The 22,690-nt window shown below is 65.1% G+C and carries 22 protein-coding genes; 3 read left to right on the top strand and 19 right to left on the bottom strand.

What is annotated here, in order from left to right:
- Positions 1-39: 39 nt before the first annotated feature.
- The 14 genes from QHC78_RS06450 to phaC all read right to left on the bottom strand — a co-directional run bounded on the left by QHC78_RS06450 (position 40) and on the right by phaC (position 14,029).
- Entirely contained in the window at positions 40-720 is a 681-nt protein-coding gene (locus QHC78_RS06450; protein ID WP_319743061.1) for an isochorismatase family cysteine hydrolase, read from the bottom strand.
- Between the two features lie 3 nt (positions 721-723).
- Positions 724-1,440 (bottom strand): ABC transporter ATP-binding protein, encoded by a 717-nt coding sequence (locus QHC78_RS06445; RefSeq protein ID WP_413816420.1) that lies wholly within the window; start codon positions 1,438-1,440, stop codon positions 724-726.
- Positions 1,437-2,186: an ABC transporter ATP-binding protein gene (locus QHC78_RS06440; RefSeq protein WP_319743060.1), complete on the bottom strand. Its 750-nt coding sequence runs from the start codon at positions 2,184-2,186 to the stop codon at positions 1,437-1,439. The genes QHC78_RS06445 and QHC78_RS06440 overlap by 4 nt, the downstream gene beginning before the upstream one ends.
- Complete coding sequence (locus QHC78_RS06435) at positions 2,183-3,181, bottom strand: branched-chain amino acid ABC transporter permease (RefSeq protein ID WP_319743059.1); 999 nt, start codon at positions 3,179-3,181, stop codon at positions 2,183-2,185. Before QHC78_RS06435 ends, QHC78_RS06440 begins: the two co-directional genes overlap by 4 nt.
- 4 nt (positions 3,182-3,185) lie before the next feature.
- Entirely contained in the window at positions 3,186-4,100 is a 915-nt protein-coding gene (locus tag QHC78_RS06430; RefSeq protein WP_319743058.1) for a branched-chain amino acid ABC transporter permease, read from the bottom strand.
- Between the two features lie 42 nt (positions 4,101-4,142).
- The gene (locus tag QHC78_RS06425; RefSeq protein WP_413816419.1) at positions 4,143-5,321 is read right to left on the bottom strand and encodes an ABC transporter substrate-binding protein; all 1,179 of its coding nucleotides are present in this window, start codon (positions 5,319-5,321) and stop codon (positions 4,143-4,145) included.
- Positions 5,322-5,347: 26 nt separating this feature from the next.
- Positions 5,348-6,400, bottom strand: a complete 1,053-nt coding sequence (andAb, locus tag QHC78_RS06420) for an anthranilate 1,2-dioxygenase ferredoxin subunit AndAb (protein ID WP_319743057.1) — start codon at positions 6,398-6,400, stop codon at positions 5,348-5,350.
- A gap of 12 nt (positions 6,401-6,412) precedes the next feature.
- Positions 6,413-6,889: an anthranilate 1,2-dioxygenase small subunit AndAd gene (andAd, locus tag QHC78_RS06415; protein ID WP_319743056.1), complete on the bottom strand. Its 477-nt coding sequence runs from the start codon at positions 6,887-6,889 to the stop codon at positions 6,413-6,415.
- 2 nt (positions 6,890-6,891) lie between these two features.
- Positions 6,892-8,157, bottom strand: coding sequence for an anthranilate 1,2-dioxygenase large subunit AndAc (gene andAc, locus QHC78_RS06410; RefSeq protein ID WP_319743055.1), 1,266 nt, complete (start codon positions 8,155-8,157; stop codon positions 6,892-6,894).
- Between the two features lie 88 nt (positions 8,158-8,245).
- Positions 8,246-9,286, bottom strand: a complete 1,041-nt coding sequence (locus QHC78_RS06405; RefSeq protein ID WP_319743054.1) for an AraC family transcriptional regulator — start codon at positions 9,284-9,286, stop codon at positions 8,246-8,248.
- Between the two features lie 96 nt (positions 9,287-9,382).
- Positions 9,383-10,738, bottom strand: a complete 1,356-nt coding sequence (gene rimO, locus QHC78_RS06400; protein ID WP_319743053.1) for a 30S ribosomal protein S12 methylthiotransferase RimO — start codon at positions 10,736-10,738, stop codon at positions 9,383-9,385.
- Positions 10,739-10,933: 195 nt separating this feature from the next.
- Positions 10,934-11,500 (bottom strand): polyhydroxyalkanoate synthesis repressor PhaR, encoded by a 567-nt coding sequence (phaR, locus tag QHC78_RS06395; protein ID WP_319743052.1) that lies wholly within the window; start codon positions 11,498-11,500, stop codon positions 10,934-10,936.
- A gap of 107 nt (positions 11,501-11,607) precedes the next feature.
- A complete protein-coding gene (gene phbB, locus QHC78_RS06390; protein WP_319743051.1) occupies positions 11,608-12,345 on the bottom strand; it encodes an acetoacetyl-CoA reductase in 738 nt (245 codons plus the stop codon).
- Positions 12,346-12,409: 64 nt separating this feature from the next.
- Positions 12,410-14,029, bottom strand: coding sequence for a class I poly(R)-hydroxyalkanoic acid synthase (phaC, locus tag QHC78_RS06385; RefSeq protein ID WP_319743465.1), 1,620 nt, complete (start codon positions 14,027-14,029; stop codon positions 12,410-12,412).
- Positions 14,030-14,248: 219 nt separating this feature from the next.
- Here phaC and QHC78_RS06380 point away from each other — a divergent pair, with 219 nt between their 5' ends.
- A complete protein-coding gene (locus QHC78_RS06380; RefSeq protein WP_319743050.1) occupies positions 14,249-14,470 on the top strand; it encodes a hypothetical protein in 222 nt (73 codons plus the stop codon).
- Positions 14,471-14,496: 26 nt separating this feature from the next.
- Here the strand turns inward: QHC78_RS06380 and pgeF are convergent, their stop codons facing one another.
- Both pgeF and QHC78_RS06370 read right to left on the bottom strand, forming a co-directional pair.
- Positions 14,497-15,198, bottom strand: a complete 702-nt coding sequence (pgeF, locus tag QHC78_RS06375; RefSeq protein WP_319743049.1) for a peptidoglycan editing factor PgeF — start codon at positions 15,196-15,198, stop codon at positions 14,497-14,499.
- 56 nt (positions 15,199-15,254) lie between these two features.
- Complete coding sequence (locus QHC78_RS06370; protein ID WP_319743048.1) at positions 15,255-16,247, bottom strand: RluA family pseudouridine synthase; 993 nt, start codon at positions 16,245-16,247, stop codon at positions 15,255-15,257.
- Positions 16,248-16,314: 67 nt separating this feature from the next.
- Between QHC78_RS06370 and QHC78_RS06365 the strand changes: the two genes are divergently transcribed.
- The gene (locus QHC78_RS06365) at positions 16,315-17,193 is read left to right on the top strand and encodes an outer membrane protein assembly factor BamD (RefSeq protein WP_319743047.1); all 879 of its coding nucleotides are present in this window, start codon (positions 16,315-16,317) and stop codon (positions 17,191-17,193) included.
- A gap of 25 nt (positions 17,194-17,218) precedes the next feature.
- Here the strand turns inward: QHC78_RS06365 and yoaA are convergent, their stop codons facing one another.
- The 3 genes from yoaA to QHC78_RS06350 are packed head-to-tail and all read right to left on the bottom strand — an operon-like array spanning position 17,219 to position 20,276.
- Positions 17,219-19,285, bottom strand: coding sequence for a DNA repair helicase YoaA (gene yoaA, locus QHC78_RS06360; RefSeq protein ID WP_319743046.1), 2,067 nt, complete (start codon positions 19,283-19,285; stop codon positions 17,219-17,221).
- Complete coding sequence (locus tag QHC78_RS06355; protein WP_319743464.1) at positions 19,282-19,485, bottom strand: YdcH family protein; 204 nt, start codon at positions 19,483-19,485, stop codon at positions 19,282-19,284. The genes yoaA and QHC78_RS06355 overlap by 4 nt, the downstream gene beginning before the upstream one ends.
- Positions 19,485-20,276, bottom strand: coding sequence for a hypothetical protein (locus tag QHC78_RS06350; protein ID WP_319743045.1), 792 nt, complete (start codon positions 20,274-20,276; stop codon positions 19,485-19,487). Before QHC78_RS06350 ends, QHC78_RS06355 begins: the two co-directional genes overlap by 1 nt.
- Positions 20,277-20,329: 53 nt before the next feature.
- On the opposite strand from QHC78_RS06350, the gene QHC78_RS06345 reads away from it, so the two are divergent.
- Complete coding sequence (locus tag QHC78_RS06345) at positions 20,330-22,684, top strand: Tex family protein (protein ID WP_319743044.1); 2,355 nt, start codon at positions 20,330-20,332, stop codon at positions 22,682-22,684.
- Positions 22,685-22,690 lie beyond the last annotated feature (6 nt).

Here is a 22,690-nt window from a genome sequence, read left to right as displayed (position 1 = left end):
ATGGCCCGCAGCGCCGGTACGCCGCTGCGGCCGAACGGCTCAGTCCAGCCGTTCTATGACTTCCGCCGATTCGTAGACATCGCCAAAGTTCTGGATGAAGGTCTCCAGTGCGGCCCGGTGCTCTTCATCGGACAGCGCGGCGAGGCAATCCGGCACCATGACCGGAAAGAAGTCGAGCATCATGGCGTCGCGGCCGGTCGACTCGCAGCAGATATTGGTCTTGGTCCCGGCAATCAGCAGCGTCGTGATACCGGCGCTCCGCAGCACCCGCTCCAGCCCGGAAGACCCATGCGCCAGCGCACTGTACCGGTTCTTGCTCACGTGCACGTCGCCCTCCTCGACCTGCAGCTCGTGCCAGAGCGACTCGCGCGGCGGACGCGGCGCGTTCGCATCGATCGTGCGGGCGCGCACATCGGCCGCGACGAAATGGTCGTAGAACGATGACCAGTCCGACCCGTCGCCCACCTTCTGGTTGGCATGCGTGACCCAGATGACCAGGCCTCCCTTGGCGCGCACGGCGGCCGCCAGCCGATTGATGTTGCCGACGATGGAACGGGACTCCGGCACCTCGGCAGGGCTGCCCGGCGCCACGAAGGTGGGCTGCATGTCGATGACCACGAAGGCGGTCTTGCGGGCCGGCAGCCGGTCGTGCAGATGATAGCGGCCGCGGCGGGCGACGACCCGGTCGACGATGTGCTGCCGGATGGAAAAGGGATGCATGTTTCAAACTCCGAGGTAACGGGCCCACAGGCCGCGGTCGCCGTCGAGCTCCGCGGACGAGCCCTGCCAGACGACCTGGCCGCGTTCGAGAATAAAGTGATGGTCGGCCAATTCAATCAGCTTTTCGACGTACTTGTCCACGACCAGAATGGTCTGGCCAGCCGCCTTGAGCAGGTTCAGGCACCGCCAGATCTCGTCGCGGATCACCGGCGCCAGGCCCTCGGTCGCTTCGTCCAGGATGAGCAGGCGGGGGTTGGTCGATAGCGCCCGCCCGATCGCAAGCATTTGCTGCTCGCCGCCGGACAGTTGGTTGCCCATGTTCTGCGCACGCTCGGCCAGGCGTGGAAAGAGTTCGTAGATCCGGTTCAGCGTCCAAGCATCGGACTGGCCGTTGCGATTGTCGGCAAAGGCGACCAGGTGCTCGCGCACGGTCAGATTGGGAAAACACTGGCGGCCTTCGGGCACGATGGCCATGCCCATCCGGGCAATGGCGTCGGCGCGCAGCTTGGCCGTGGATTGGCCGGCAAAGCGGATGTCGCCGTTGCGCAGGCCCAGTGCCCCGATCAGCGTCTTGATCGTGGTGCTCTTGCCCATGCCGTTGCGGCCCATCAGGGTGACGATCTGGCCGGGTTCGATGTCGAGGTCTATGCCGAACAGGACCTGGCTGGCGCCGTAGCCGGCCTGCAGGCCGCGCGCGGAAAGCAGCGGTTCGCGCTTCATGCGTGCACCTCCGTACCGAGATAAACGCTTTGCACCTCGGCATTGCCCTTGATGTCGGCGGCGGTGCCGGACGTGAGCACCCGGCCATAGACCAGCACGGAAATGCGATCGGCAAGTTGGAAAACAGCGTTCATGTCGTGTTCGATAAGCAGGATGGCCATGTCCGTGCGCAGCAGCTGGATGAGCTCGACCATGCGGGCCGAATCTTCTGGCCCCATGCCGGCCATGGGTTCGTCCAGCAGCAGCAGCTTGGGATCGGCCGCCAGGGCCAGTGCCACGTCGAGCTTGCGCTGGGCACCGTGCGGCAGTGCGCCGGCGATGCGGTCGTATTCCTTATCCAGCCCCACTCTTACGGCCAGCTCATGGGCGCGGTCCTGCAGCGCCGCTTCGGCATTGCGCGGCGCCATGAAGCGGAAACTGGAACCGCTATGGGCCTGCGCGGCCAGCAGCAGATTGTCGCGCACGGTGGCGCCGGGGAAAATGCTGGTGACCTGGAAGCAGCGCGACAAGCCCTTGCGTACGCGCTGATAGGACGGCAGCGGCGTCAAGTCCACGCCGTCCAGCTCCACGGTCCCCTCGTCAGGCGGAAGCAGTCCCGAAATCAGGTTCACCAGTGTCGACTTGCCGGCGCCGTTGGGACCGATCAAGGCATGCACCTCCCCGGCCTCCACTTCGATGCTGACGTGGTCGGTAGCGGTCAGGCCGCCAAAACGCTTGACCAGGCGGCGGGCGGCGAACAGGCTCATGCCTCCTCCTTGCGACGGCCATCGAAAATCGTAGCCAGGCCGCGCGGCTTCCAGAACACGGCCAGGATCAGCAACAGGCCCAGCGGCCAGTGCCAGAAATCGGTGTAGTTGCGCAGGGTTTCTTCCAGGATCAGCCATACGGCCGTGCCTACGACCGCTCCCCAGCGATGGCCGACACCGCCCAGCACCAGGATGACCATGACGGTCGCCGATTGCGTCCAGTGGATCATCGAGGGGCTCACGAAACTGTTGTGGGTGGCCAGGAGCGCGCCCGAGAGGCCCGCCACCGCGCCCGCGATGACGAAGGCAGCCAGGCGGATCCTGTAGACCGGATAGCCCATGGCCAGCATGCGGGTTTCATTGTCCCGGCACCCGATCAGCGCCTTGCCGAAGCGGGAATGGGAGATGCGTGCCAGTACCGCCAGCACCGCCACGGTCAATGCCAGCACCACCCAGTACAAGGTCGCTTCATCGTTGCTGTCCAGGCCCAGCCCCAGCTCCGGACGCATGGGAATCGAGTAGCCGTCATCGCCGCCATAGGCGCTGAGCGACACCGTGACGTAGTAGATCATTTGCGCAAATGCCAGCGTGATCATGATGAAGTACGTCCCGCGCGTGCGCAGCGAAATTGCGCCGACGATCAGCGAGGCAATCGCCGCGCCCAGCGTTGCAACTCCCCACAGGACCCAGGCCGACTCGACCCCGGCGTCGGTCAGCACCACCAGCGTGTAGGCACCCACGCCGACGAAACCGGCCTGCCCCAATGCGACCAGGCCGCCATATCCCAGTACGAAGTTGAGCGACGCGACCGACAGGACGATGATGAAGAGACGGCGCATGAAGCTGACGTAGTACTCCGAGCCAAGCACCGGGCTCAGGAAGGGAAAGGCGGCGAGCGCCGCCAGCAGCACCCATGGCGCCCACCGTCCCAGCGGGCTGCCGGCGCTCGCGGCACCGGGTAGCGCCGCGGGTTTCACGATAGCTTGCAGATTCATGGATTCAGCCTCGGGCCGGGAACAGCCCGGCCGGTTTGAATACCAGCACCGATGCCATCAAGGCATAGATGGCAATGCTGGTCAGGGTCGCGCCCAGGTCCGTGGCCACGGCCGCGGGCAGCATCGCCTTGAGCGCGGTCGGAAGGTAGGCCTTGCCGTAGGTTTCCACCATGCCGACCATCAGGCTGGCAATGAAGACCCCACGGATGGAACCGACGCCGCCGATAACGATGACGACCATGGCCGGGATCATGATGCTCTCGCCCATGCCGACCTCCACGGCGGCGATGGGCCCCATCAACGCCCCTGCCAGCGCCGCCAATGCGGCGCCAAGCAGGAAAATCCACGTGAAGACCCGGCTGACATTGATGCCCATGAATTCGGCCATGCGCCGGTTGGAGGCACCGGCCCGCACCAGCATCCCGACGCGGGTGTGATTGACCAGCACATAAAGGCCCGCCGCCACCGCAAGGCCGGCCAGCAGCAGCACCAGGCGATAGGACGGGTACGGGAGACCGTCGATCAGCTCGATCGGCGCCGCCAGGGCCGCCGGCGTCGGCGCCATGAGCGGCGCCACGCCCCAGATCGCGCGCACCGCGTCGTCGGCGATCAGGATGACACCGAACGTGGCAATGACGTGCGTCAGATGGTCCTTGCCGTACAGTTTCTTGAACAGCACGATTTCCAGCAGGCAGGCGAACAACAGCGTAGCGACGATCCCTGCCAGCACGGCGGCGAGAAACGAGCCGCTGTGCGTATGGACGGTGGCGGCGACGTAGCCGCCCACCATGTACATGGACCCGTGCGCAAGGTTCAGGGTATCCATGATGCCGAAGACCAACGTCAGCCCGGCTGCGATCAGGAACAGCATGAGACCGTAGCCCATGCCGTTCATGGTTTGTTCAATGAAATAAATCATGGGAAGGAACTCCATCGCCGGGAGGCATGCCCCCGGACGCCATCAGATGGCCTTGCATTGACCATGGAACGAGTCCTGGTACTTTTCGAGCAGGACGCCCTCCGTCTTGTTCGTGAGCTTGCCGCTCTCGTCGCGAACGACCTGCCGGGTATAGAAGTTCATGATGGGGTGGTTGTTGCCGTTGTACGAGAAGTCGCCCCGTACCGACTCGAACTTGGCCGTGCGCAAGGCCTTGGCCACCGCCGCACGGTCGCCCAGCTTGCCGTTCAAGGCCCGCACCGCAGCGTCGATGTTCATCACCACATCGTAGGCATGAGCCGCGTACAGCGTGGGACTGCGGCCGTAGGCCTTGCGAAACTCTTGCACGAATTTCTTATTGGCCGGATTGTCCAGGTCATAAGCGTACGGGGCGGAGTTGTAGAGCCCCAGCATGGGTTCGCCCACCGCGGCAATCATGTCTTCGTCGGCCGATACGCCAGCCGTGACCATCTTGATGTCGCCGGCCAGGCCCGCAGCGACGAACTGCTTGATGAAGTTGATCCCCATCGCTCCCGGAAGCAGGAAATACACACCTTGGGGCTTGGCCGCGCGCAATTGCGCAATTTCGGCCGAATAGTCGATCTGCCCGACCTTGGTGTAGATTTCGGCCACGATCTCGCCCTCGTAGCGGCGCTTGAAACCCGTCAAGGCATCCTTGCCGGCCGGGTAGTTCGGCGCGATCGCCACGACTTTCTTGAAACCCCGCTGGTTGGCCAGCACGCCGCCGGGTTCGTGCATCATCTGGTTCTCGTACGAGGTGCCGAGATAGAACGGCGAGCACTTCTCCCCTGCCAGCAGGCTGGGGCCGGCATTATTCGACAGGTAAGGCACCTTGGCGGCGATCAGCGTCGGCGCGACGGCCAGTGCCACATTCGAACCGATGGGGCCGGTGAAGAAGTCGATCTTGTCGCGTTGTATCCACCGATTGGCGAGCTGGCGCGCCTGGTCAGGGTTGCCGGCCATGTCGGTCTGCCGGAACTCGGCAGGAAAACCGCCCAACTTGTTGCCCAGCATCTTGATAGCCAGGTTGAACGCGTCCCTGGCCTCGGCTCCGTTGGCGGCGAACGGGCCCGACATATCGAGGGCCATGCCGACCTTGATGGGGTCGGCCGCATGCGCACCTCCCCACAGGCTCAAACATAGGGCGGCACAAGGCGCAACGGTAAAAGACCGGAATGACACAGCATTACTCCATAGTGAATCTTTGATCAAACCTTGCTGTCCGCCTTGGACAGGAAAGCGTCGGCGTAGTAGTTATCCGCCGGCAGCCGGCACGCCTGCACGAAATCGGCGCGCGCTGCCTCGACCATCTGGGGCGCGCCGCATGCGTAGACCTCGTGGCCCGACAGATCGGGAAAGTCTTCCATCACCGCGCGGTGCACGAATCCCGTGCGCCCCGGCCAGCCGTCCTCTGGCGCCAGGTCGGACAACACCGGCACGTAGGTCAGCCACGGATATTGCTCGGCCCAGCGGCGACACAGCGTATCCATGTACAGGTCGGACCGCCGCCGTCCGCCCCAGTAGAGATGCATCGCACGCGGCCGGGACAGGGCCGCATTGGCGGCCACCATGGCCTTGATAGGTGCAAAACCCGTGCCACTGGCCAGCAGGATGGCCGGCATGCCGGATTCGCTCAGGGTGAAGCTGCCCGCCGGCCCTTCTATGCGCAGCGTGTCGCCGCTGGCCAGCCCGCCGAAAACGCGATCCGTGAACAGCCCGCCGGGCATATGGCGGATATGCAGTTCCAGCCCTGCCTCCCCGGGCAGCGATGCCATCGAATAGCTGCGCCGTTCGCCGTTTTCCAGCAGCACGTCCAGGTATTGGCCGGGGCGGTAGTCCAGCAACGGCTCGGTGGCCAGCGAAATCACCGCCACATCGGCCGCCGGCCGCCCGATGGCGGTGATGCGGGCCGACGCCTGCGTGACCGCCGGCCGCTCCTCGGCCCGCGCGCCGCCGGTGGACACCTGCACCCTTCCGGCCACCACGCGCACCGGAAACGTGCGCACCGGTTCGGTCAACGGCGCGCAGCGCACCGCGCCGCTGCGGATATCGAACAGGCCTTGATGAAGAGGACACTCCACGCAGCCGTCCTCGACATAACCGTCGGACAGCAGCGCGTTGCCATGCGTGCACAAATCGCGCAGGGCGAATAACTCGTCCCCCAAGCGGAACATCGCGATGGCGACGCCGCCTGCCTGCACCGGCGTGCCGGCATCTTCGGGAAACTGGTCGGGCGCGCCGACGTCGTGCCAATCGCTCATGGTCATCGGCACTCAGATAGGCGTCGCCAGCAGCGTCTGTACCCGCAAGGTGTCGTACACCACCTTCTTGCTGCGATAGCGCCACTGGCCTTCGTGCTTGACCACCTCGTCGATGTACATGCCGGCCTGGTAGACCACCGTATCCCCTGCCGTGCCGGTGGATACGACCACGTAGCTCGAATGCGTCGTCACGACATCGTCTTCGATGCCCTTGATCACCAGCCCGGAGGTGGCGTGCCGGTAGGTGTGCGCCTCGTAGATGTTGGCATTGCGCAGCGACACCACGCGGTCCCGCATCATGCGCGCATTGCGGCAATAGATGACCGGCACCGGCAGGCCCTGGTCGTAGTTTTCCTTGGGAATGATCTCGTAGTGCCCTTCTTCGAGGAAGAAGGCGGGCCACGTCTCGAGCTCGTTGGCGTCGAGGGCGGCGACATACCGGTGCTGGAGCTCCAGCAATTCCATCCAAAGTTGCAGGTTGTTTTCCATGATCAGTAGCCCATGAGCTTTTGATAGCCGGTCCAGAAACGCCGGATCAGGTTTTCGGTAATGACGGTGTCGGTCTGGTCGGGCGCCGACCGGGCCATCGCGATGTATGAGTGCTTGTCGCCATCGCGTACCGTTCCCTGCTGCACCAGCTCGGTGGCCTCGGTGTCCTCCATCGAGATGTAGCCCGCCGGTCCCACCAGGTTGGCCTGCAGGATGCGCAGCGCATGCAGCTCGGGGGTATCGTCCTCGTAGCCGAAGAAATGGAAGATCAGTTCGAAATGGTCCGGCCCCTTGGGCAGCAGCTGCCGTGCCACCAGGGTGTTATGGATCTGCTGGATGACCAGTTGGGGGAAGATCGGCTGGATCTGGTTGGTCGTCATCTCGTCGTATTCCTGGATCTGGCCGAGCAGTTCCGGATCCTCGAGGGCGAAGCCGCCGTCCATGGATCGGATGTTCTGGGCCGCATACGCCGCCGCCGTGTCCGATCCGTCTTCAGGCTTGGTGACGGTGATGATGCTGTGCAGGCCGTGCTTGCTGTCCGGGATCGAGCGAGCCTTCATTCCCACCCGGAAAATGTTGAAGGTGGTATGGAACAAGTGCAGCAGGCTGGCGTGGTAGGGATCCTTGACGTTCTCCAGATACAGCTTCCAGTTCGAGTTCGAGTACTGGCGGGTACATCCCAGGAACACGATGGGCTTGTGGAAGATGCGGTCGATCCACGGGCGCATTTCATCGCCCAGGTATTCCGGCAGCGGCGGCGTCTCGTCGCTGAAAGTCGCGAACATCAGGCCCCGGTAGCTGTCGACTCGCAGCTTGCGCAGCCCATGTTCGGCGGGCTTGAAGTCGGGCGGCATGCCCACCATGCCCTTCTGGCCGCGGCGGAACGGCACGCCCAGCAGGTCGCCGTTGGCCGCGAAACTCCATTGGTGATAGACACAGGCATGCGAGTCGGCATTGCCTTTCTTTTCGCGCACGACCATCGCGCCGCGGTGGGCGCACTGGTTCACCCAACAGGCCAGCCCCTCGGCCGTGCGCGTCACCACCACCGGTGTATCACCGACAAAGGTGCTCTTGAAGTCGTTGACGTTGGGAATCTCGCATTCGAGCCCCAGGAAATTCCACGTGGGGCCGCGGTAGATACGCTCCTGCTCGCGTTCGTAGACTTCCTGCGAGCTGAAGACACTATAGGGGACCTGCGAACCGTCGGCTTGGGGAAAGACGACGCGGCGCTCGGCCTTCGCTTCGGAATAATGGGCAAGTGTGGTCATGATGGTCTCTCTGACTCGATCCTGAAATCAAGTCTATAGAGACCGGAAAAGCGTGGCTATCCGCTATGTGCAAGACCGGTTCGCAACCTTATCCGATTCCCGCAATCGTGCCGGCGGACGGCCGCTGCACCGCCGCGGAGACCGACGCAGCGGTCTGATTGGGCAGCTCTCCGAAGCGCTCGCGATAGTAGGCGGCGAAGCGGCCGAGATGCCCAAAGCCGTGCTCCAGGGCCGCGCTCGTCACGTTCACGCCCGGCTTGCTGAGCAACTGGGCGCGGACCGCATCGAGGCGCCGGTTGCGCAGCAGTTCCATCGGCGTACAACCCCGGTAGCGGCGGCACAGCAGATTGAGGGTGCGCACGCTGACGCCGATCGCGTGGGCCAGGTCGAATGTCGAGACGGGAGCGCACAGCTTGGTGTGGATATAGGCATCGAGTGCCTCCATCCGCCTGACCGATTCCGACGACGACAACGTCTCCGGTTCGGGATGCCGCGTCTGCGACGGCGCGCCCCCCTGCGGACAGGACAACAGGAACAGCGCGACGTTGCGCTCGAAATGCTGCAGCCAGGCCTGCTCGACCTCGTTGCCCGGCGCGCGGTCGGCGCTGGTCAGCAGCGACTGCACCAGCAGGTCCCATTGGGCCACGGCAGCCTCCGGCAACAGGAAGACCGGATCCAGGCCGGCCGCGCCGCCCTGTCCATGCCGCACTTCCTCCAGCAAGGCCTTGGGCACCTTGATGATCAACTGCTCGGCGCCCTTCTGCCACCGCATGCGTATGCTCTTCCTTGGTGCGATCAAGGCGCTGCGTCCCGGCCCGACGCACACTTTCCGCCCATCGGCCTCGACTTCCATCACGCCGCGCAAGGACATATGGACCAAGGAAAAGTCCTGGAACACGGCGGGCATAACCTCCACTTCGGCGCCGTAGCGCAAGGCCATGATTTGCAGGTCGTTGACGCCAGCCTTGAACAAGGCCGTATCGGCCGGCCCCCGGCTCCAGCGCAGGTCGTGGTCGGACAGCGCGCTGGCGACCTGGTGATGCGACTCTACCTGCGTATCCGAGCGGAAAACGCAGCGGCGATACAGGCTGGAAAGGTCCAAAGGACGGCTAGACGTCGAAGCGTTCATGGCAATCTCGCGCCGGCCCGCGAGTGCCGGCACCACGGAAAACATCACCGTGAAATGCAAGAAACGTACCAGACGCCAGGTGCCGTCCGCCGGAGATCAGGCCACGGAGCCCCACAAGTCGTGGGCGTCGGACTGTGCGATACGAACGGAGATGATGTCGCCCACCTTGTACCGTTTCCAGGGTTTGTCGACCGGAGCGACGAACACCTTGCCGTCGATGTCGGGCGCATCGGCCATGGAGCGTGCCACGCCGCCTTCCGGCGTCACCTCGTCCACCAGGCACTTGAGCACCTTGCCCACGCGACGGGCCAGGCGCTTGCGGGATATCTCCTCCTGGACTTGCATGAACCGCGCCTGGCGTTCCTGCCGGACTTCATCGGGGACGGCATCGGGCAACGCGTTGGCCGCGGCTCCCTCGACCGGCGAATACGCAAAACATCCCACGCGATCGAGCTGGGCTTCACGCAGGAAATCCAGCAGTTCGTCGAACTCGGCCTCGGTCTCGCCGGGGAAACCGGCAATGAAGGTGCTGCGTATGGTGAGGTCGGGACAGATGGCGCGCCAGGCCCGGATCCGGTCGAGATTCCGCTCGGACGATGCGGGCCGCTTCATGAGTTTGAGGATGCGCGGGCTGGCGTGCTGGAACGGCACGTCGAGGTACGGCAGTACGCGGCCGCCGTTCTCGTGCACCTCGTTCATCAACGGCAACACTTCGTCCACGTGCGGATAGGGGTAGACGTAGTGCAGCCTGACCCAGGCCCCCAGCTTGGCAAGTTCGCCCACCAGTTCCTTCATGCGCGTACGCACGGCCCGCCCGTCGACAAACCCGGTCCGGTATTTCACGTCCACGCCGTACGCGCTGGTGTCCTGGGAGATGACGAGGATCTCTTTGACGCCGGCCTTGACCAGGTTTTCCGCTTCCCGCATGACCTCGTGGATGGGGCGCGAGACCAGGTCGCCGCGCATCGACGGGATGATGCAGAAGCTGCAGCGGTGGTTGCAACCTTCGGAAATCTTCAGGTAGGCGTAGTGCTTGGGCGTGAGCCGCACGCCCTGGGGCGGCACGAGATCGCTGAAGGGGTCGTGCGGCTTGGGCAGGTGCTGGTGCACGGCCTGCATGACTTCTTGCGTGGCGTGCGGACCCGTTACCGCCAGCACCTTGGGATGGATCTTCTCGACCACGCCGGCACCGTCGGCTTCTTTCTTGGCGCCCAGGCAGCCGGTGACGATCACCTTGCCGTTGGCCTGCAAGGCCTCGCCTATGGTGTCGAGGCTTTCCTTGACCGCATCGTCGATGAAGCCGCAGGTATTGACGATGACCAGGTCCGCGTCCTCGTAGGTCTTGGAAGTCTCGTAGCCTTCTGCCCGCAGCTGGGTCAGGATTTGCTCGGAGTCGGACGCGGCCTTGGGACATCCCAGGCTCGCAAAGGCGATACGCGGTACGGCGCTCATGGATGGCCTCCGGCACGCGCGCGGGACGGACGACAGGAAGGTCTGGCGCGCGCCGGGAGCGGCGCGGCGATCGGAAAACGGGGCAGCTTGGAAGACATCGGACGCTTCGCGGGGAAACCCGCAGCCGGAATTAGCAGAATCCGCAGATTTTACCGGGTTACGGAGCCGCCGCCGCGGCGCCCTCCCCGGGCTGCTTCATTTGCGTTCGTCGTCCTTGGCGGTGGGGGCGAACGGGAAGGACGTGAACATCGATCGGGCCTGGTTCTGCATCTGGTCTTGCATCTGCACGAACAGATTCTTGCTCTGCTCGATGTAGTTGCTCATCATGCTCTGGATCATGGGCGTCTGCACGTTCATGAACTGCGCCCACACCTCGGGGCCGAACTGTCCGCCGTAGAGGCTCTTGGACTGCTCGCCGAGCTTGTTCTGGATCTCCATGAAGGCCTGGATGTTCTTTTCCAGGTACGACCCCATGATGCCCTGCATGGCATGGCCATAGAACCGGATGATCTGCGCCAGCATATTGGAGGTGAACATGGGAGCGCCGGCCGTTTCTTCTTCGAGGATGATTTGCAGCAGGATGCTGCGCGTCAGGTCCTCGCCGGATTTCGCATCCACCACCTCGAACGCCTCGTTGTCCAGCACCAGCTGCTTGACGTCGGCCAAGGTAATGTAGGTGCTGGTCTGCGTGTCATATAGGCGGCGGTTGGGATATTTTTTTATCAACCGCAACCCATTGCCGGCTCCAGCTTGCTGCGCCATGCTTGCCCCCAACTTTGTGTTGTATGAAACGGGCGCGGTCCGGCGACCGCACCCCGCCACCAAGTGTAGATCAACCCGGCGCGAAACGCTTCGAGCCGGGTCGGGGCTTACCCCATGTGGAGGCCGCCGTTGAGGGAGAAGTCCGCGCCGGTCGCAAAACCGGCGTCATCCGAGGCGATCCAGGTGATGATGGAACCGATCTCGTCAGGGGTTCCCAGCCGCTTGACCGGGATGCTGTCGACGATGGACTGGAGCACGTCGGGACGGATCGCGCGGACCATGTCGGTGCCGATGTAGCCCGGCGAGACCGTATTGACCGTCACGCCCTTGGAAGCCACTTCCTGGGCAAGCGCCATCGTAAAGCCATGGATGCCGGCCTTGGCCGTGGAATAGTTGGTCTGCCCGAACTGCCCTTTCTGGCCGTTGACCGAGCTGATGTTGATGATGCGCCCCCATTTGCGCTCGATCATGTCGCCTATTACCTGCTTGGTCACGTTGAACAGGCTGTTCAGATTGGTGTCGATGACCGCGCGCCAATCTTCGAGACTCATTTTTCTGAACAGGCCGTCGCGGGTGATGCCCGCGTTGTTGACCAGCACATCTACCGGACCGATCTCTTGGCGTACCTTGGCGAATGCAGCGGTGGTGGAGTCCCAGTCCGCCACGTTGCCGACCGAGGCATGGAACGTATAGCCGAGCGCCGCCTGCTCCTGGAGCCATTGGCCATAGTCGCGGTTAGGGCCGCAGCCCGCCACGACGGTGAACCCTGCTTTCGCCAGCCTCTGGCAAATGACGGTGCCGATGCCGCCCATGCCGCCCGTCACGTAGGCTATTTTTCCATTCATAATGCCTCCTTGAGTCCCGGCGGAGCACTCCGCCGGCCATTGCCCAGATTACGCCCGAATTCTTTCAAGTTGCCCGCACTCGCACGTATCTGCCCGGGGCGGGCTCGATCACCGGGAACGCGGCGCTGCCCAGCGCCGTCCGGGCCTTGACCTGCCGTCCGCCATAGGTCTGGATCCATTGCGCCCAATCGTTCCACCAGCTGCCGGGACATTCGCGCGCCGTGTCCAGCCAGTCGGCAGCACTGGCCGGCAGCCGGTCGTCGTCGTCCCGCGCCCAATAGCTGCGCCGGTTGCGGGCAGCGGGATTGATCACGCCCGCGATGTGTCCCGAAGCCCCCAACACGAAACGCATCGGCCCCCGCAACAGCGTGGTCGAGGCGTAGGCCGAGGACCATGGCACGATGTGATCCTCGCGCGAGCCGTACACATAGGCGGGCATGTCGAGACGGCCGAAATCGAGCGGCACGCCGCAGACGCGCAGCTTGCCCGGCGCACGAAGATTGTTTTCCAGGTAGGTATGCCGCAGGTACCAGGCGTAGAACGGGCCCGGCAGATTGGTGCCGTCGGCGTTCCAATAAAGCAGGTCGAATGCCGGTGGCGATTGCCCTTTCAGGTAATTGTTGACGACGTAGTTCCACACCAGGTCATTGGGCCGCAGGAACGCGAAGGTCGCGGCCAGTTCGCGCGCCGCCAGCACCCCGCCTCCTGCGAACTGCTGTTCGCGCAGCATGACCTGCGCTTCGTCGACAAATACGTCGAGCACGCCCGTGTCGGTGAAATCGAGCAAGGTCGTCAGCAAGGTCAGCGAGGCCACCGGGTCCTGCCCGCGCCCCTTCGCCACCGCCAACGCCGAAGCCAGCAGCGTGCCCCCCACGCAGAATCCCAGCGCGTTGATGCGATCCTGGCGGGAGATGGCAGAAACGGCCTTGATCGCTTCGAGCACGCCCTCTTCCAGGTAGTCGTCCCAATCAGCGTGCTGGACGCCGTCCTGGTCGGCCGGTAGCGGGTTTCGCCACGAAACCATGAAGACCTGCAAGCCCTGCTCGAGCGCGAAGCGAACGAACGAGTTCTGCGGCTGCAGGTCCAGGATGTAGTACTTGTTGATGCACGGCGGAACCATCAGCAACGGCCGCGCATACGTCCGCGTCGCCAAGGGTTTGTACTGAATCAGCTGGAACAGCCGGTTCTCGAACACTACCGCGCCTTCGGTGGTCGCGAGATTGCGGCCCACTTCGAAGGAGGACTCGTCGGTCTGCGAAATACGTCCTTTCTGCAGGTCGGCCAGCAGATTGGCCAGCCCCTGTTGCAGGCTCTCGCCGCCCGACTCGAGCAGGCGCCGCTGCGCCTCGGGGTTAAAGGCCAGGAAGTTCGACGGCGCCATGGCGTCCAGCCACTGCATGGTGGCAAAGCGGAGCCGGTTGAGCACGGGCTCCGGTGCCTCGATACTATCGGCCATCTTCAACAATGTACGGGCCGACAACAGATAGGCATGGGCCAGGAACGCATGCACCGGACTCGTGCGCCAGTCGTCGCCGGAGAAACGCTGGTCGGCCGGGGACGCCAGTTCGCCGCGCGCGGCCGCCTGCCAAAGCTCGGTCCATTCGCGGGTGAATTCTCGCTGGATTTCCAGCAACTTTTCAGGCGCCTGCCCGCTGGAGAGGATGGGGTTCGGAAGCTCTGGCATCCTCGGCGTGACCGCCGCCGGGTCCAGCATTTGCTGCCATGCTTCCAGCCACGCCAAGGGGTTCGTAGAATCTTGCCTGGACTGACTCACTAAGAACACCTTGATAATTCGATTGCGCGAGATGTGATAGTGCATAGGGCGCCCGCGCCTGTCAATTCTCGCACCACCGCACTTAACCGGCGCCGGCGACTTCGGCCGCGCATTCTTTTCTTTCACCTCATGCATTTTTCCGCCATCGTCGCCATCGGCTGGCTATACGTGACGATACTGATGTCCCTGTCGCAGCCGACGGTGCTGGCAGGCATCGGCACGCTCGTGTTCTATGGTTTGCTGCCCGTCGGCATTCTCTTGTATGTCCTGACTGCCGGCGCACGCCGCCGGCGGCGCGAACGCGAAGCCGGACGACAGGCGGCAGCGTCCGACACCGCATCGAAGGATTGAACCGGGACTGCGCGCGGTATGGGGATTCAGGGCTCGAGCCAGGCCAGTGTGGCGAAACGGCCGGTCGCCCCTTCCTTCCGGTACGAATAGAAACGGTGATTGTCCGCCACCGTGCACAGGCCGCTATGCACGACGACCTCTACGCCCGCGGTGCGTAGCCGCTGTTCGGCCAGGGCCGGCAGGTCGGCCCGCCATTTGGGCAAGCCCGCGGCGTCGCATGTGCCGGCCGGCAAGAAGGCACCCGTGGGGGGAGGACACGTGGAGGCGAACGCCGCCCGCACCTCGTCCCCGACCTCGAAGGCCTCCTTGCCGATAGCAGGCCCGACCCAGGCCCGCAACACTGCGCCGGGCGGGAGCGCCATGGCAGCTACGGTATTCTCCAGCACGCCCGCCGCCAAGCCGCGCCAGCCCGCATGCGCAACCGCCAGCACGCCCGCCGCCGGCGCCGCAATCACCACGGGCAGGCAATCCGCCGTCATGACGGCCAGCACCCTCCCCGGCGTGCGCGTCACGGCGGCATCGGCCGGCTGGTGAGCGGCCGGTTGGTCGGCATCGGCCACATGGGTGCCATGGACCTGCTCCAGCCAGAAGGGGGACGACGGCAGCAAGGCCTGCAGGCGGGCACGATTTTCCGCCACGGCCTCGGGCGCGTCCCCCACATGGGTGCCGAGGTTGAGGGATGCGTACCGGCCGCTGCTGACCCCGCCGGCTCGCGTGGTGGAAAACATTCGAACGCCGGGCCATCGAGGCCCCTCCTGCACCGGCAAGATCGGCCTGGCGGCCATCACTGGTCCACCTCCGGAGCAAGCGCGCCCTCTTCCCAGTCCACCGCCTCGGCCACGGCGCGCATATCCGCCGGGAGCGGCGCATGGAAGACTTTCTGCCCACCGTCCGCCGGATCCTCGAACTGCAAGCGCGCGGCGTGCAGCATCTGGCGCGAGGCCGGCTCCACCAGTTTGCCCCCGTACAGCGTGTCGGCCAGCAGAGGATGGCCGATGCTGGAAAGATGGACCCGGATCTGGTGGGTGCGGCCGGTTTCCAGCCGGCATTCGACTTCGGTCACCGGCATACCGGTCGGCGCGTTGCCCCAGCGCAGCGGCGTGAAATGGGTGATGGCGGTTTTGGCCGCGATGGGCCGCTCGACGCTCATCCGCACCGGCACGCGTGCGTCCCGGCCTATGGGCCGGTCTATCGTGCCGCCGCGGCGCAGATGACCGGAAACGAGGGCGACGTAGCGCCGTCCGACGGTGCGGGCCTGAAGCTGCCGCACCAGCGAAGTCTGGGCGACCACATTGCGGGCCACCACCATCAGGCCCGATGTGTCTTTGTCCAGCCGATGCACAATGCCCGCCCGCGGGACTTGCCCCAGTTCCGGATATCGATGCAGCAGGCCGTTCAACAGCGTCCCCTGCCAATTGCCCGCGCCGGGATGCACCACCAGGCCGACCGGCTTGTCGACCACGATCCAATCGCCGCTTTGGGCCACCACGGGAAAGTCGATGGGCTGCGGCACAAAGGCCATGGCCTCGGGCGCGGGCTCTTCCCATACGGTCAGTTGGTCCCCGGGCCCGACGATCTGGCGGACCGAGGCGGTCTTGCCGTTGACCAGCACTCCACCCCGCTCGATCCAGCCCTGGAGCCGGCTGCGGGAATGTTGGGGCAAAAGCTGCGCCAGTACCTTGTCCAGACGGTCGGCGCGGGTGCCTGGCGGCAAATCCAGCAAGCGCGGTTCGGCTTCCTGGGCTTCAAGATCGTTGATCGGCGGGGAAGATGGCATGTATAGGAGAAGCGGGCCGCCAAGCCCGAATATAATCAGGGATAGTCTATTGGTGAGGGACACCACCATGCAGTTGAATACCCTGGCAATGCAAGCAACGGCTTCCGGCAACGGGCATTCCGGCCCGGACCGGCGGCGCGGTCTTGCGCAGCGGCTGGGCTACGCCCTGGCATGCCTGCTGGCCATCATCGCTCTGGCCGGCTGCGCCTCCGCCACCAAGGAAGTCGACCCCACCGTGGGTTGGACTGCCGAGAGATTGTACAAGGAGGCCAAGGACGAGATGGACACCGGCAACTGGCCCCAGGCCTCCAAGTTGCTGGAGAAGCTCGAAGCGCGCTACCCCTTCGGCGTCTACGCCCAGCAGGCACAGATCGACATTGCCTACGTCTACTGGAAAGACGGTTCCAACGCCCAGGCGCTGGCCGCCATCGACCGCTTCGAGCGCCTGCATCCGAACCATCCGAACCTGGATTACATGCTGTACCTGAAGGGCCTGATCAGCTTCTACCAGGAAAGCGCCCTGCTGGCCAGCCTGACCAAGCAGGATCCCAGCGAGCGCGATCCCAAGGGCGCGCGCGAATCGTTCGACGCCTTCAAGGCGCTGGTCACGCGCTTTCCAGACAGCAAGTACGCCCCCGATGCCCGGCTGCGTCTGAACTACCTGGTCAACTCGATTGCCATGAACGAGGTCCACGTGGCCCGCATGTACCTGGAACGCGGCGCCTACGTGGCGGCCGTCAATCGCGCGCAGACCGCCGTGCGCGACTTCCAGGGCGCGCCGGCGGTGGAAGAAGCGCTCTACATCATGGTCCAGGCCTACGACCGGATGGGTATGACCGACCTGCGGGACGACACCGCACGCGTGCTGAACGCGAACTACCCCGACAGCCAGTTCGTCAAGCACGGCTTTGTCAAAGACAAAGGTCCGTGGTGGAAGATCTGGTAGCGCCTGTCCCGCCGCGCTTGATGCCCTAGCCCGCCTCGGCCTCCGCCGCGGCGGCGCGTGCGGCGTAGAACGCCTCGACATCCTCGGCGTTGCGCGTCCGCGTGAAGGGCGGCAGCCCGCGCCAGAGCAACTTGCCGTAGGGTTTCTCGACCAGGCGGCGATCTCCTACCATCAGCACGCCCCAGTCGCTCTCGGTCCGGATGAGACGGCCCGCCCCCTGCTTGAGCGCGATCGCCGCCTCGGGCAGCTGATATTCGAAGAAGGGATTCCCCCCTCGTTCCCGGCATGCGCGTATGCGGGCATCCAGGACCGGATCGTCGGGCGGTGCGAACGGAAGCTTGTCGATGGCCACGAGAGTCAGCGCGTCGCCGGGCACGTCTATGCCTTCCCAGAAGCTGGCGCTGCCCACCAGCACCGCATGTTGGCTGCTGCGGAAGCGCTCCAGCAACTCCCGCCGCGAGCGGTCCCCCTGCTTGAACAACGGCCACGCCCAGCCGCGTTCGCGGAAGGCCGCGTCCAGCAATTCGGCAACCCGGTCCACGGCCCGCAAGGTAGTGCACAAGACCAGTGCCGAGCCCTGGCTGGCGGCCAGCACCGGCAGCAACGCCTCGACGAAACCTTCGGTAAACCGGGGGTCCTGCGGCGCCGGGATGCCATGCGGCACGAACAAGCGCCCATTCGTGGTGTAGTCGAACGGCGACTCCCAGCGGCCCGTGGTGGCCTCGTAGAGGCCCAGCTGACGGGTGAAGTGCGAGAAATCGTCGCGCACCGCCAAGGTTGCGGACGTGAGGATCCAGGCCTGCCCCGCCGGCCGGTATTGCGAGAACGCCTGCGCCACCGACAGGGGCGCGGTATGCAAGCGTACGTGGCTGGTCGCGGTTTCCACCCAGCGCACCCAGCCGTCGTCCGCCCGCGCCGGCGGGGTTTCGTCCCAGGCCGTCTGCCCCGTGCCTGAACCATCAGGCCTTTCCTGCGCCGGCGGCAGTCCATGGGCCTCGGTCCATCGCGCCAGGCGCGCGATGAGTTCCGGGCCACGCTTGGCGACCAGGTCCAGGTCCGGATGCCGCTCGCCTATCGCCATGAGGATGCGGCCCAGCGTATGGACCGTATCGATGACCTTCTTCACGGCCAGGTCGAAGGCCTCGGGGTTGGGCAGCGTATCGAAGGTGCTGCGCTGGCCCGGCATTTTTTCCACTGCCGCACAGGACAGGCGCAGTTCGCGCGTGGCCTGCTCCACGGCCTGCCCGAGTGCCGTCCAGTCGGCGCTCTCGCGCGCATGCGACAAACCTGCCACGGTGGCGTCGCGGGCGAACTCGAGCAATTGGTGCGAGGATACCGATTCGCCGAGGAAGCGCGTAGCCGCGCCGGGCAGCTGGTGCGCCTCATCGAACACCACCGTATCGGCGGCGGGAAGCAGGTCGGTAATGCCTTCGTCCTTGAGCGCGAGATCGGCCAGGAACAGCGCGTGGTTCACCACCACGATGTCGGCCTCGACTGCGCGCTTGCGTGCCTGCATGACAAAGCACTCGCGAAACGCCGGGCAATCCGAGCCGAGGCAGTTGTCGCGGGTGGAGGTCACTTTGTGCCAGATTTCCGCGTTCTCGGGCACCTCGGCCAGTTCCGCCTTGTCGCCGCTGCGGGTGTGCCTGGCGAAGACCTCGATCTTGCGCAGCTGCGCGACCTCGGCGCGAGAGGCCAGGCGGCCGTCGCCCACGGTACGTTCGAGGTGGTAGTGGCACAGGTAGTTCGACCGTCCCTTGAGCAGCGCGACGGTGACGGGTAGCCCGAGCGCATCGCGCACAGCCGGCAGGTCGCGCGCGAAGAGCTGGTCTTGCAGCGTCTTGGTTCCAGTCGAGACCAATACCTTGCCGCCGTGCATCAGCACGGGTACCAGATAGGCAAAGGTCTTGCCGGTACCTGTTCCCGCTTCGGCTACCAGCGTTCCGCGATCCCGGATGGTCCGGGCAATGGCTTGCGCCAGCTGGATTTGCTGGAGGCGCGGCCGGTAGCCCTTCAAACGTCGTGCCAGCGGACCGTCGGCCGCAAAAGCCTCCCCCACGCCCGCATCCGTGTCCTCAGGCAATGCGGTCATGCTGGAATATCCGGGACCAGTTGCATCTGCAGCGCAACGATCTGGTCCTTGATCTGAAGCTTGCGCTTTTTCATCCTGCGCAGGCGCAACTCGTCCACCACGGGGTCGGCGGCCAGCCGCTCGATGGCCGCATCCAGGTCACGGTGCTCCAGTTGCAAATCGACGATGCGCTTGGCCAGCGCACTTTTCGTTTCGTCCATCATCGTTGGCTGGCGGACAGGCCCGAGCGGACCTCCTGCTCGCGCGCCCGCAGGCGGGCCGCCTCCTCTTCGCGCTGGGCGCGGCGCCGCGCGCGCTTGCCCTCGGCTTCCTCGCGCTGCTTGGCCTGTTTCTCGGCATATTCGCGCGCCTCGGCCTGCTTGCGCTCGAAATTGGCGCGGTTCTGTGCCCTGACCTGCGGATCGTCCACGTCGCGGGCCGGGCGCGGCGGCGGCGTGACCACGGCCGAGGCTCCCGAGTCGACGTGTGCAGGCGGGGCTTCAGGCGTGGAGGGTTGACGGCTTGCGGCGTCGTCGGCCTTGCGGGCGGTACGTTCCGCCGCCCGCGCATCGCGCTCTGCGTTTTCCTGGTCCCGCTTCTGATGACGCTGCCGGGCCTGCTCACGGCGGATGTAGAGCTCGGCTTCACGGCGCGCGGCATCGGCGCGGGTGACGCCCTCGTTGCGCTCGACCCGCGCCTTCTCGACGCAGCTGTTGGCGAAGAACTTGTGCATGCACTCGGCCGCGTCCATTTCGTACTGGCGCTTGATCCGATCGGACTCCTCGCGGGCCGCCGCGGCCGCCCGCGTAGCCTCGTCTATCGAAGAAAACGCCTTCGGCTGGGCGGGCTGGGCATCGCTGTCGGCGGCCCGGGCAGGCAGCACGCAGACCATGGCCAGGACTAGCAGAAGCAAGCGGCGCAGCGCGAGGGCGGACGGAAACCGGCCGGCCGCGGCTGGCCGCAATCCGGCGACACATTGGGTAACGGCATGGCGAGAGGCGATTCGGGACATGTTCTCAGACTATGGCAAAATCCGCGGCTTCATTTCCAAGGTAGGACGACTCGATGGCTATGGTCACCGACCGAGGCGAGGCGCTCGACGCGCAAGCCCAATCTCGCATTATCGCCCAGCTTGCGGAAGAGCTGGGCGCGCGCCAGGCACAAATTGCCGCAGCGGTGGAGTTGTTGGATGACGGCGCAACGGTGCCGTTCATTGCCCGCTACCGGAAGGAAGTGACGGGCGGGCTGGACGATACCGTGCTGCGCAACCTCGAACTGCGGCTGGAATATCTGCGCGATATGGAAGCCCGGCGCGCGGCCATCCTGGCATCGATCGAGCAACAGGGCAAGCTGACCCCCGAGCTGAAGGAGGCGCTGACCACTGCCGACACCAAGCAGCGCCTGGAAGACCTGTATGCGCCGTACAAGCCCAAGCGCCGTACCCGTGCCCAGATTGCGCGCGAGGCGGGACTGGAACCGCTCGCTGACGCTATTTTCGCCGATCCGGCCATCGATCCGCAAACGGCCGCCGCCGACTACGTCAATGCCGAAGCCGGCGTGGCGGATGTCAAGGCCGCCCTGGACGGCGCCCGCGACATCCTGGCCGAGCGCTTCGCCGAAAACGCCGCGGTGCTCGAGAATCTCCGCGACTACCTGTGGAATACCGGGCTGGTCTATTCCAAGGTCGTAGAGGGCAAGGAAACCGAGGGCGCCAACTTCCGCGACTGGTTCGATTTCAACGAGCCCTTGCGCACCCTGCCCTCGCACCGCGTCCTCGCCATGCTGCGGGGGCGCCAGCAAGGCGTGCTGGAATTGCGTCTGGGACTCGAGCCGGAATTGGAGGAACAACTTCCGCACCCATGCGTGACGCGCATCGCCCGGCTGGTAGGCCTGGAAGGCGTATTCGGCGCGGCGCCGGATGCCCGCCAGAAATGGCTGGGCGAGGTGTGCCGATGGGCTTGGCGCGTCAAGCTGCTGCCGTCATTCGAAACCGAGAACCTGGCCCGCCTGCGGGAACACGCCGAGACCGAGGCCATCCGTGTCTTCGCACTGAACCTGAAAGACCTGCTGCTGGCCGCGCCGGCCGGGCCGCGGGCGGTCATCGGCCTGGACCCCGGCATTCGCACCGGGGTCAAAGTCGCCGCCATCGACGCCACCGGCAAGCTGCTCGAAACCGCGACCGTTTATCCGCACGAACCGCGCCGCGATTGGGACGGTTCCATCGAGGCGCTGGCGCGCATCGCGCGCCGCCACCAGATCGGGCTGATCGCCATCGGCAACGGCACCGCTTCGCGCGAAACGGAAAAGCTGGCGGCTGATCTAATGAAACGCTATCCGGAGCTGAACCTGACGCGCATCGTCGTGTCGGAAGCCGGCGCATCGGTCTATTCCGCCTCGGAGCTGGCAGCCACCGAATTCCCTGACCTGGACGTCAGCCTGCGCGGGGCAGTCTCGATCGCCCGGCGCCTGCAGGATCCGCTGGCCGAATTGGTGAAGATCGATCCCAAGTCCATCGGCGTCGGCCAATACCAGCACGATGTGAACCAGCGCGAACTGGCGCGCATGCTCGACAGCGTGGTCGAGGATTGCGTGAACGCCGTCGGCGTCGACGTCAATACAGCCTCGGTGCCGCTGCTCACGCGCGTCTCCGGCTTGAATACCGCACTCGCCAAGAACATCGTTTCCTGGCGCGACCAGCACGGCGCCTTCCCGTCGCGCACCAAGCTGATGGAAGTGCCCCGGTTTGGCGAAAAAGCCTTCGAACAGGCCGCCGGCTTCCTGCGCATTGCCAATGGCGAGAATCCGCTCGACTGCTCGGCGGTGCACCCTGAAGCGTATCCGGTGGTCGAACGCATTCTCGCGAAACTTCAGACCGACATCCGCGACGTGATCGGCAAGCGCGATGCGCTCAAGGGCGTCTCGCCCACAGAATTTACCGACGAACGCTTCGGCCTGCCCACGGTCAAGGACATCTTCAGCGAACTGGAAAAACCCGGCCGCGATCCGCGTCCCGAGTTCAAGACCGCCACCTTCCAGGAAGGCGTGGAGACGCTGAACGACCTGCGCCCAGGCATGATTCTTGAGGGCGTGGTGACCAACGTCGCCAATTTCGGCGCCTTCGTCGACATCGGCGTGCACCAGGACGGCCTGGTACATATCTCGGCGCTGTCGGAGAAGTTCGTCAAAGACCCGCGCGACGTGGTGCGCGTCGGGCAGACGGTCAAGGTCAAGGTGCAGGAGGTCGACCTGCAGCGCCAGCGCATCGCGCTGACGATGCGGTTGAACGACGATTCGGTGCCCGCGCGCAGAAGCGGCGACGGCGGCGGCCGTCCCGGCGGACGGGGACGCGAGCGGACCGGCAGCGCGCCGCCGGCGGTGGAAAGCGCCATGGCGGCGGCTTTTGCCAAGCTGAAGCGCTAGCCACTG

The organism is Pigmentiphaga sp., from assembly GCF_033795525.1.
Lineage (GTDB): Bacteria > Pseudomonadota > Gammaproteobacteria > Burkholderiales > Burkholderiaceae_B > Pigmentiphaga.
The sequence above is the reverse complement of the archived record's forward strand: the minus strand, read 5'-3'. Positions and strand labels throughout refer to the sequence as shown.

What these genes read in the sequence shown, in the direction of transcription:
- QHC78_RS06450 (WP_319743061.1), bottom strand. Translation starts at nt 720, where the DNA reads ATGCATCCCTTTTCCATCCGGCAGCACATCGTCGACCGGGTCGTCGCC.
- QHC78_RS06445 (WP_413816420.1), bottom strand. Translation starts at nt 1,440, where the DNA reads ATGAAGCGCGAACCGCTGCTTTCCGCGCGCGGCCTGCAGGCCGGCTAC.
- QHC78_RS06440 (WP_319743060.1), bottom strand. Translation starts at nt 2,186, where the DNA reads ATGAGCCTGTTCGCCGCCCGCCGCCTGGTCAAGCGTTTTGGCGGCCTG.
- QHC78_RS06435 (WP_319743059.1), bottom strand. Translation starts at nt 3,181, where the DNA reads ATGAATCTGCAAGCTATCGTGAAACCCGCGGCGCTACCCGGTGCCGCG.
- QHC78_RS06430 (WP_319743058.1), bottom strand. Translation starts at nt 4,100, where the DNA reads ATGATTTATTTCATTGAACAAACCATGAACGGCATGGGCTACGGTCTC.
- andAb (WP_319743057.1), bottom strand. Translation starts at nt 6,400, where the DNA reads ATGAGCGATTGGCACGACGTCGGCGCGCCCGACCAGTTTCCCGAAGAT.
- andAd (WP_319743056.1), bottom strand. Translation starts at nt 6,889, where the DNA reads ATGGAAAACAACCTGCAACTTTGGATGGAATTGCTGGAGCTCCAGCAC.
- andAc (WP_319743055.1), bottom strand. Translation starts at nt 8,157, where the DNA reads ATGACCACACTTGCCCATTATTCCGAAGCGAAGGCCGAGCGCCGCGTC.
- QHC78_RS06405 (WP_319743054.1), bottom strand. Translation starts at nt 9,286, where the DNA reads ATGAACGCTTCGACGTCTAGCCGTCCTTTGGACCTTTCCAGCCTGTAT.
- rimO (WP_319743053.1), bottom strand. Translation starts at nt 10,738, where the DNA reads ATGAGCGCCGTACCGCGTATCGCCTTTGCGAGCCTGGGATGTCCCAAG.
- phaR (WP_319743052.1), bottom strand. Translation starts at nt 11,500, where the DNA reads ATGGCGCAGCAAGCTGGAGCCGGCAATGGGTTGCGGTTGATAAAAAAA.
- phbB (WP_319743051.1), bottom strand. Translation starts at nt 12,345, where the DNA reads ATGAATGGAAAAATAGCCTACGTGACGGGCGGCATGGGCGGCATCGGC.
- phaC (WP_319743465.1), bottom strand. Translation starts at nt 14,029, where the DNA reads ATGCCAGAGCTTCCGAACCCCATCCTCTCCAGCGGGCAGGCGCCTGAA.
- QHC78_RS06380 (WP_319743050.1), top strand. Translation starts at nt 14,249, where the DNA reads ATGCATTTTTCCGCCATCGTCGCCATCGGCTGGCTATACGTGACGATA.
- pgeF (WP_319743049.1), bottom strand. Translation starts at nt 15,198, where the DNA reads ATGTTTTCCACCACGCGAGCCGGCGGGGTCAGCAGCGGCCGGTACGCA.
- QHC78_RS06370 (WP_319743048.1), bottom strand. Translation starts at nt 16,247, where the DNA reads ATGCCATCTTCCCCGCCGATCAACGATCTTGAAGCCCAGGAAGCCGAA.
- QHC78_RS06365 (WP_319743047.1), top strand. Translation starts at nt 16,315, where the DNA reads ATGCAGTTGAATACCCTGGCAATGCAAGCAACGGCTTCCGGCAACGGG.
- yoaA (WP_319743046.1), bottom strand. Translation starts at nt 19,285, where the DNA reads ATGACCGCATTGCCTGAGGACACGGATGCGGGCGTGGGGGAGGCTTTT.
- QHC78_RS06355 (WP_319743464.1), bottom strand. Translation starts at nt 19,485, where the DNA reads ATGGACGAAACGAAAAGTGCGCTGGCCAAGCGCATCGTCGATTTGCAA.
- QHC78_RS06350 (WP_319743045.1), bottom strand. Translation starts at nt 20,276, where the DNA reads ATGTCCCGAATCGCCTCTCGCCATGCCGTTACCCAATGTGTCGCCGGA.
- QHC78_RS06345 (WP_319743044.1), top strand. Translation starts at nt 20,330, where the DNA reads ATGGCTATGGTCACCGACCGAGGCGAGGCGCTCGACGCGCAAGCCCAA.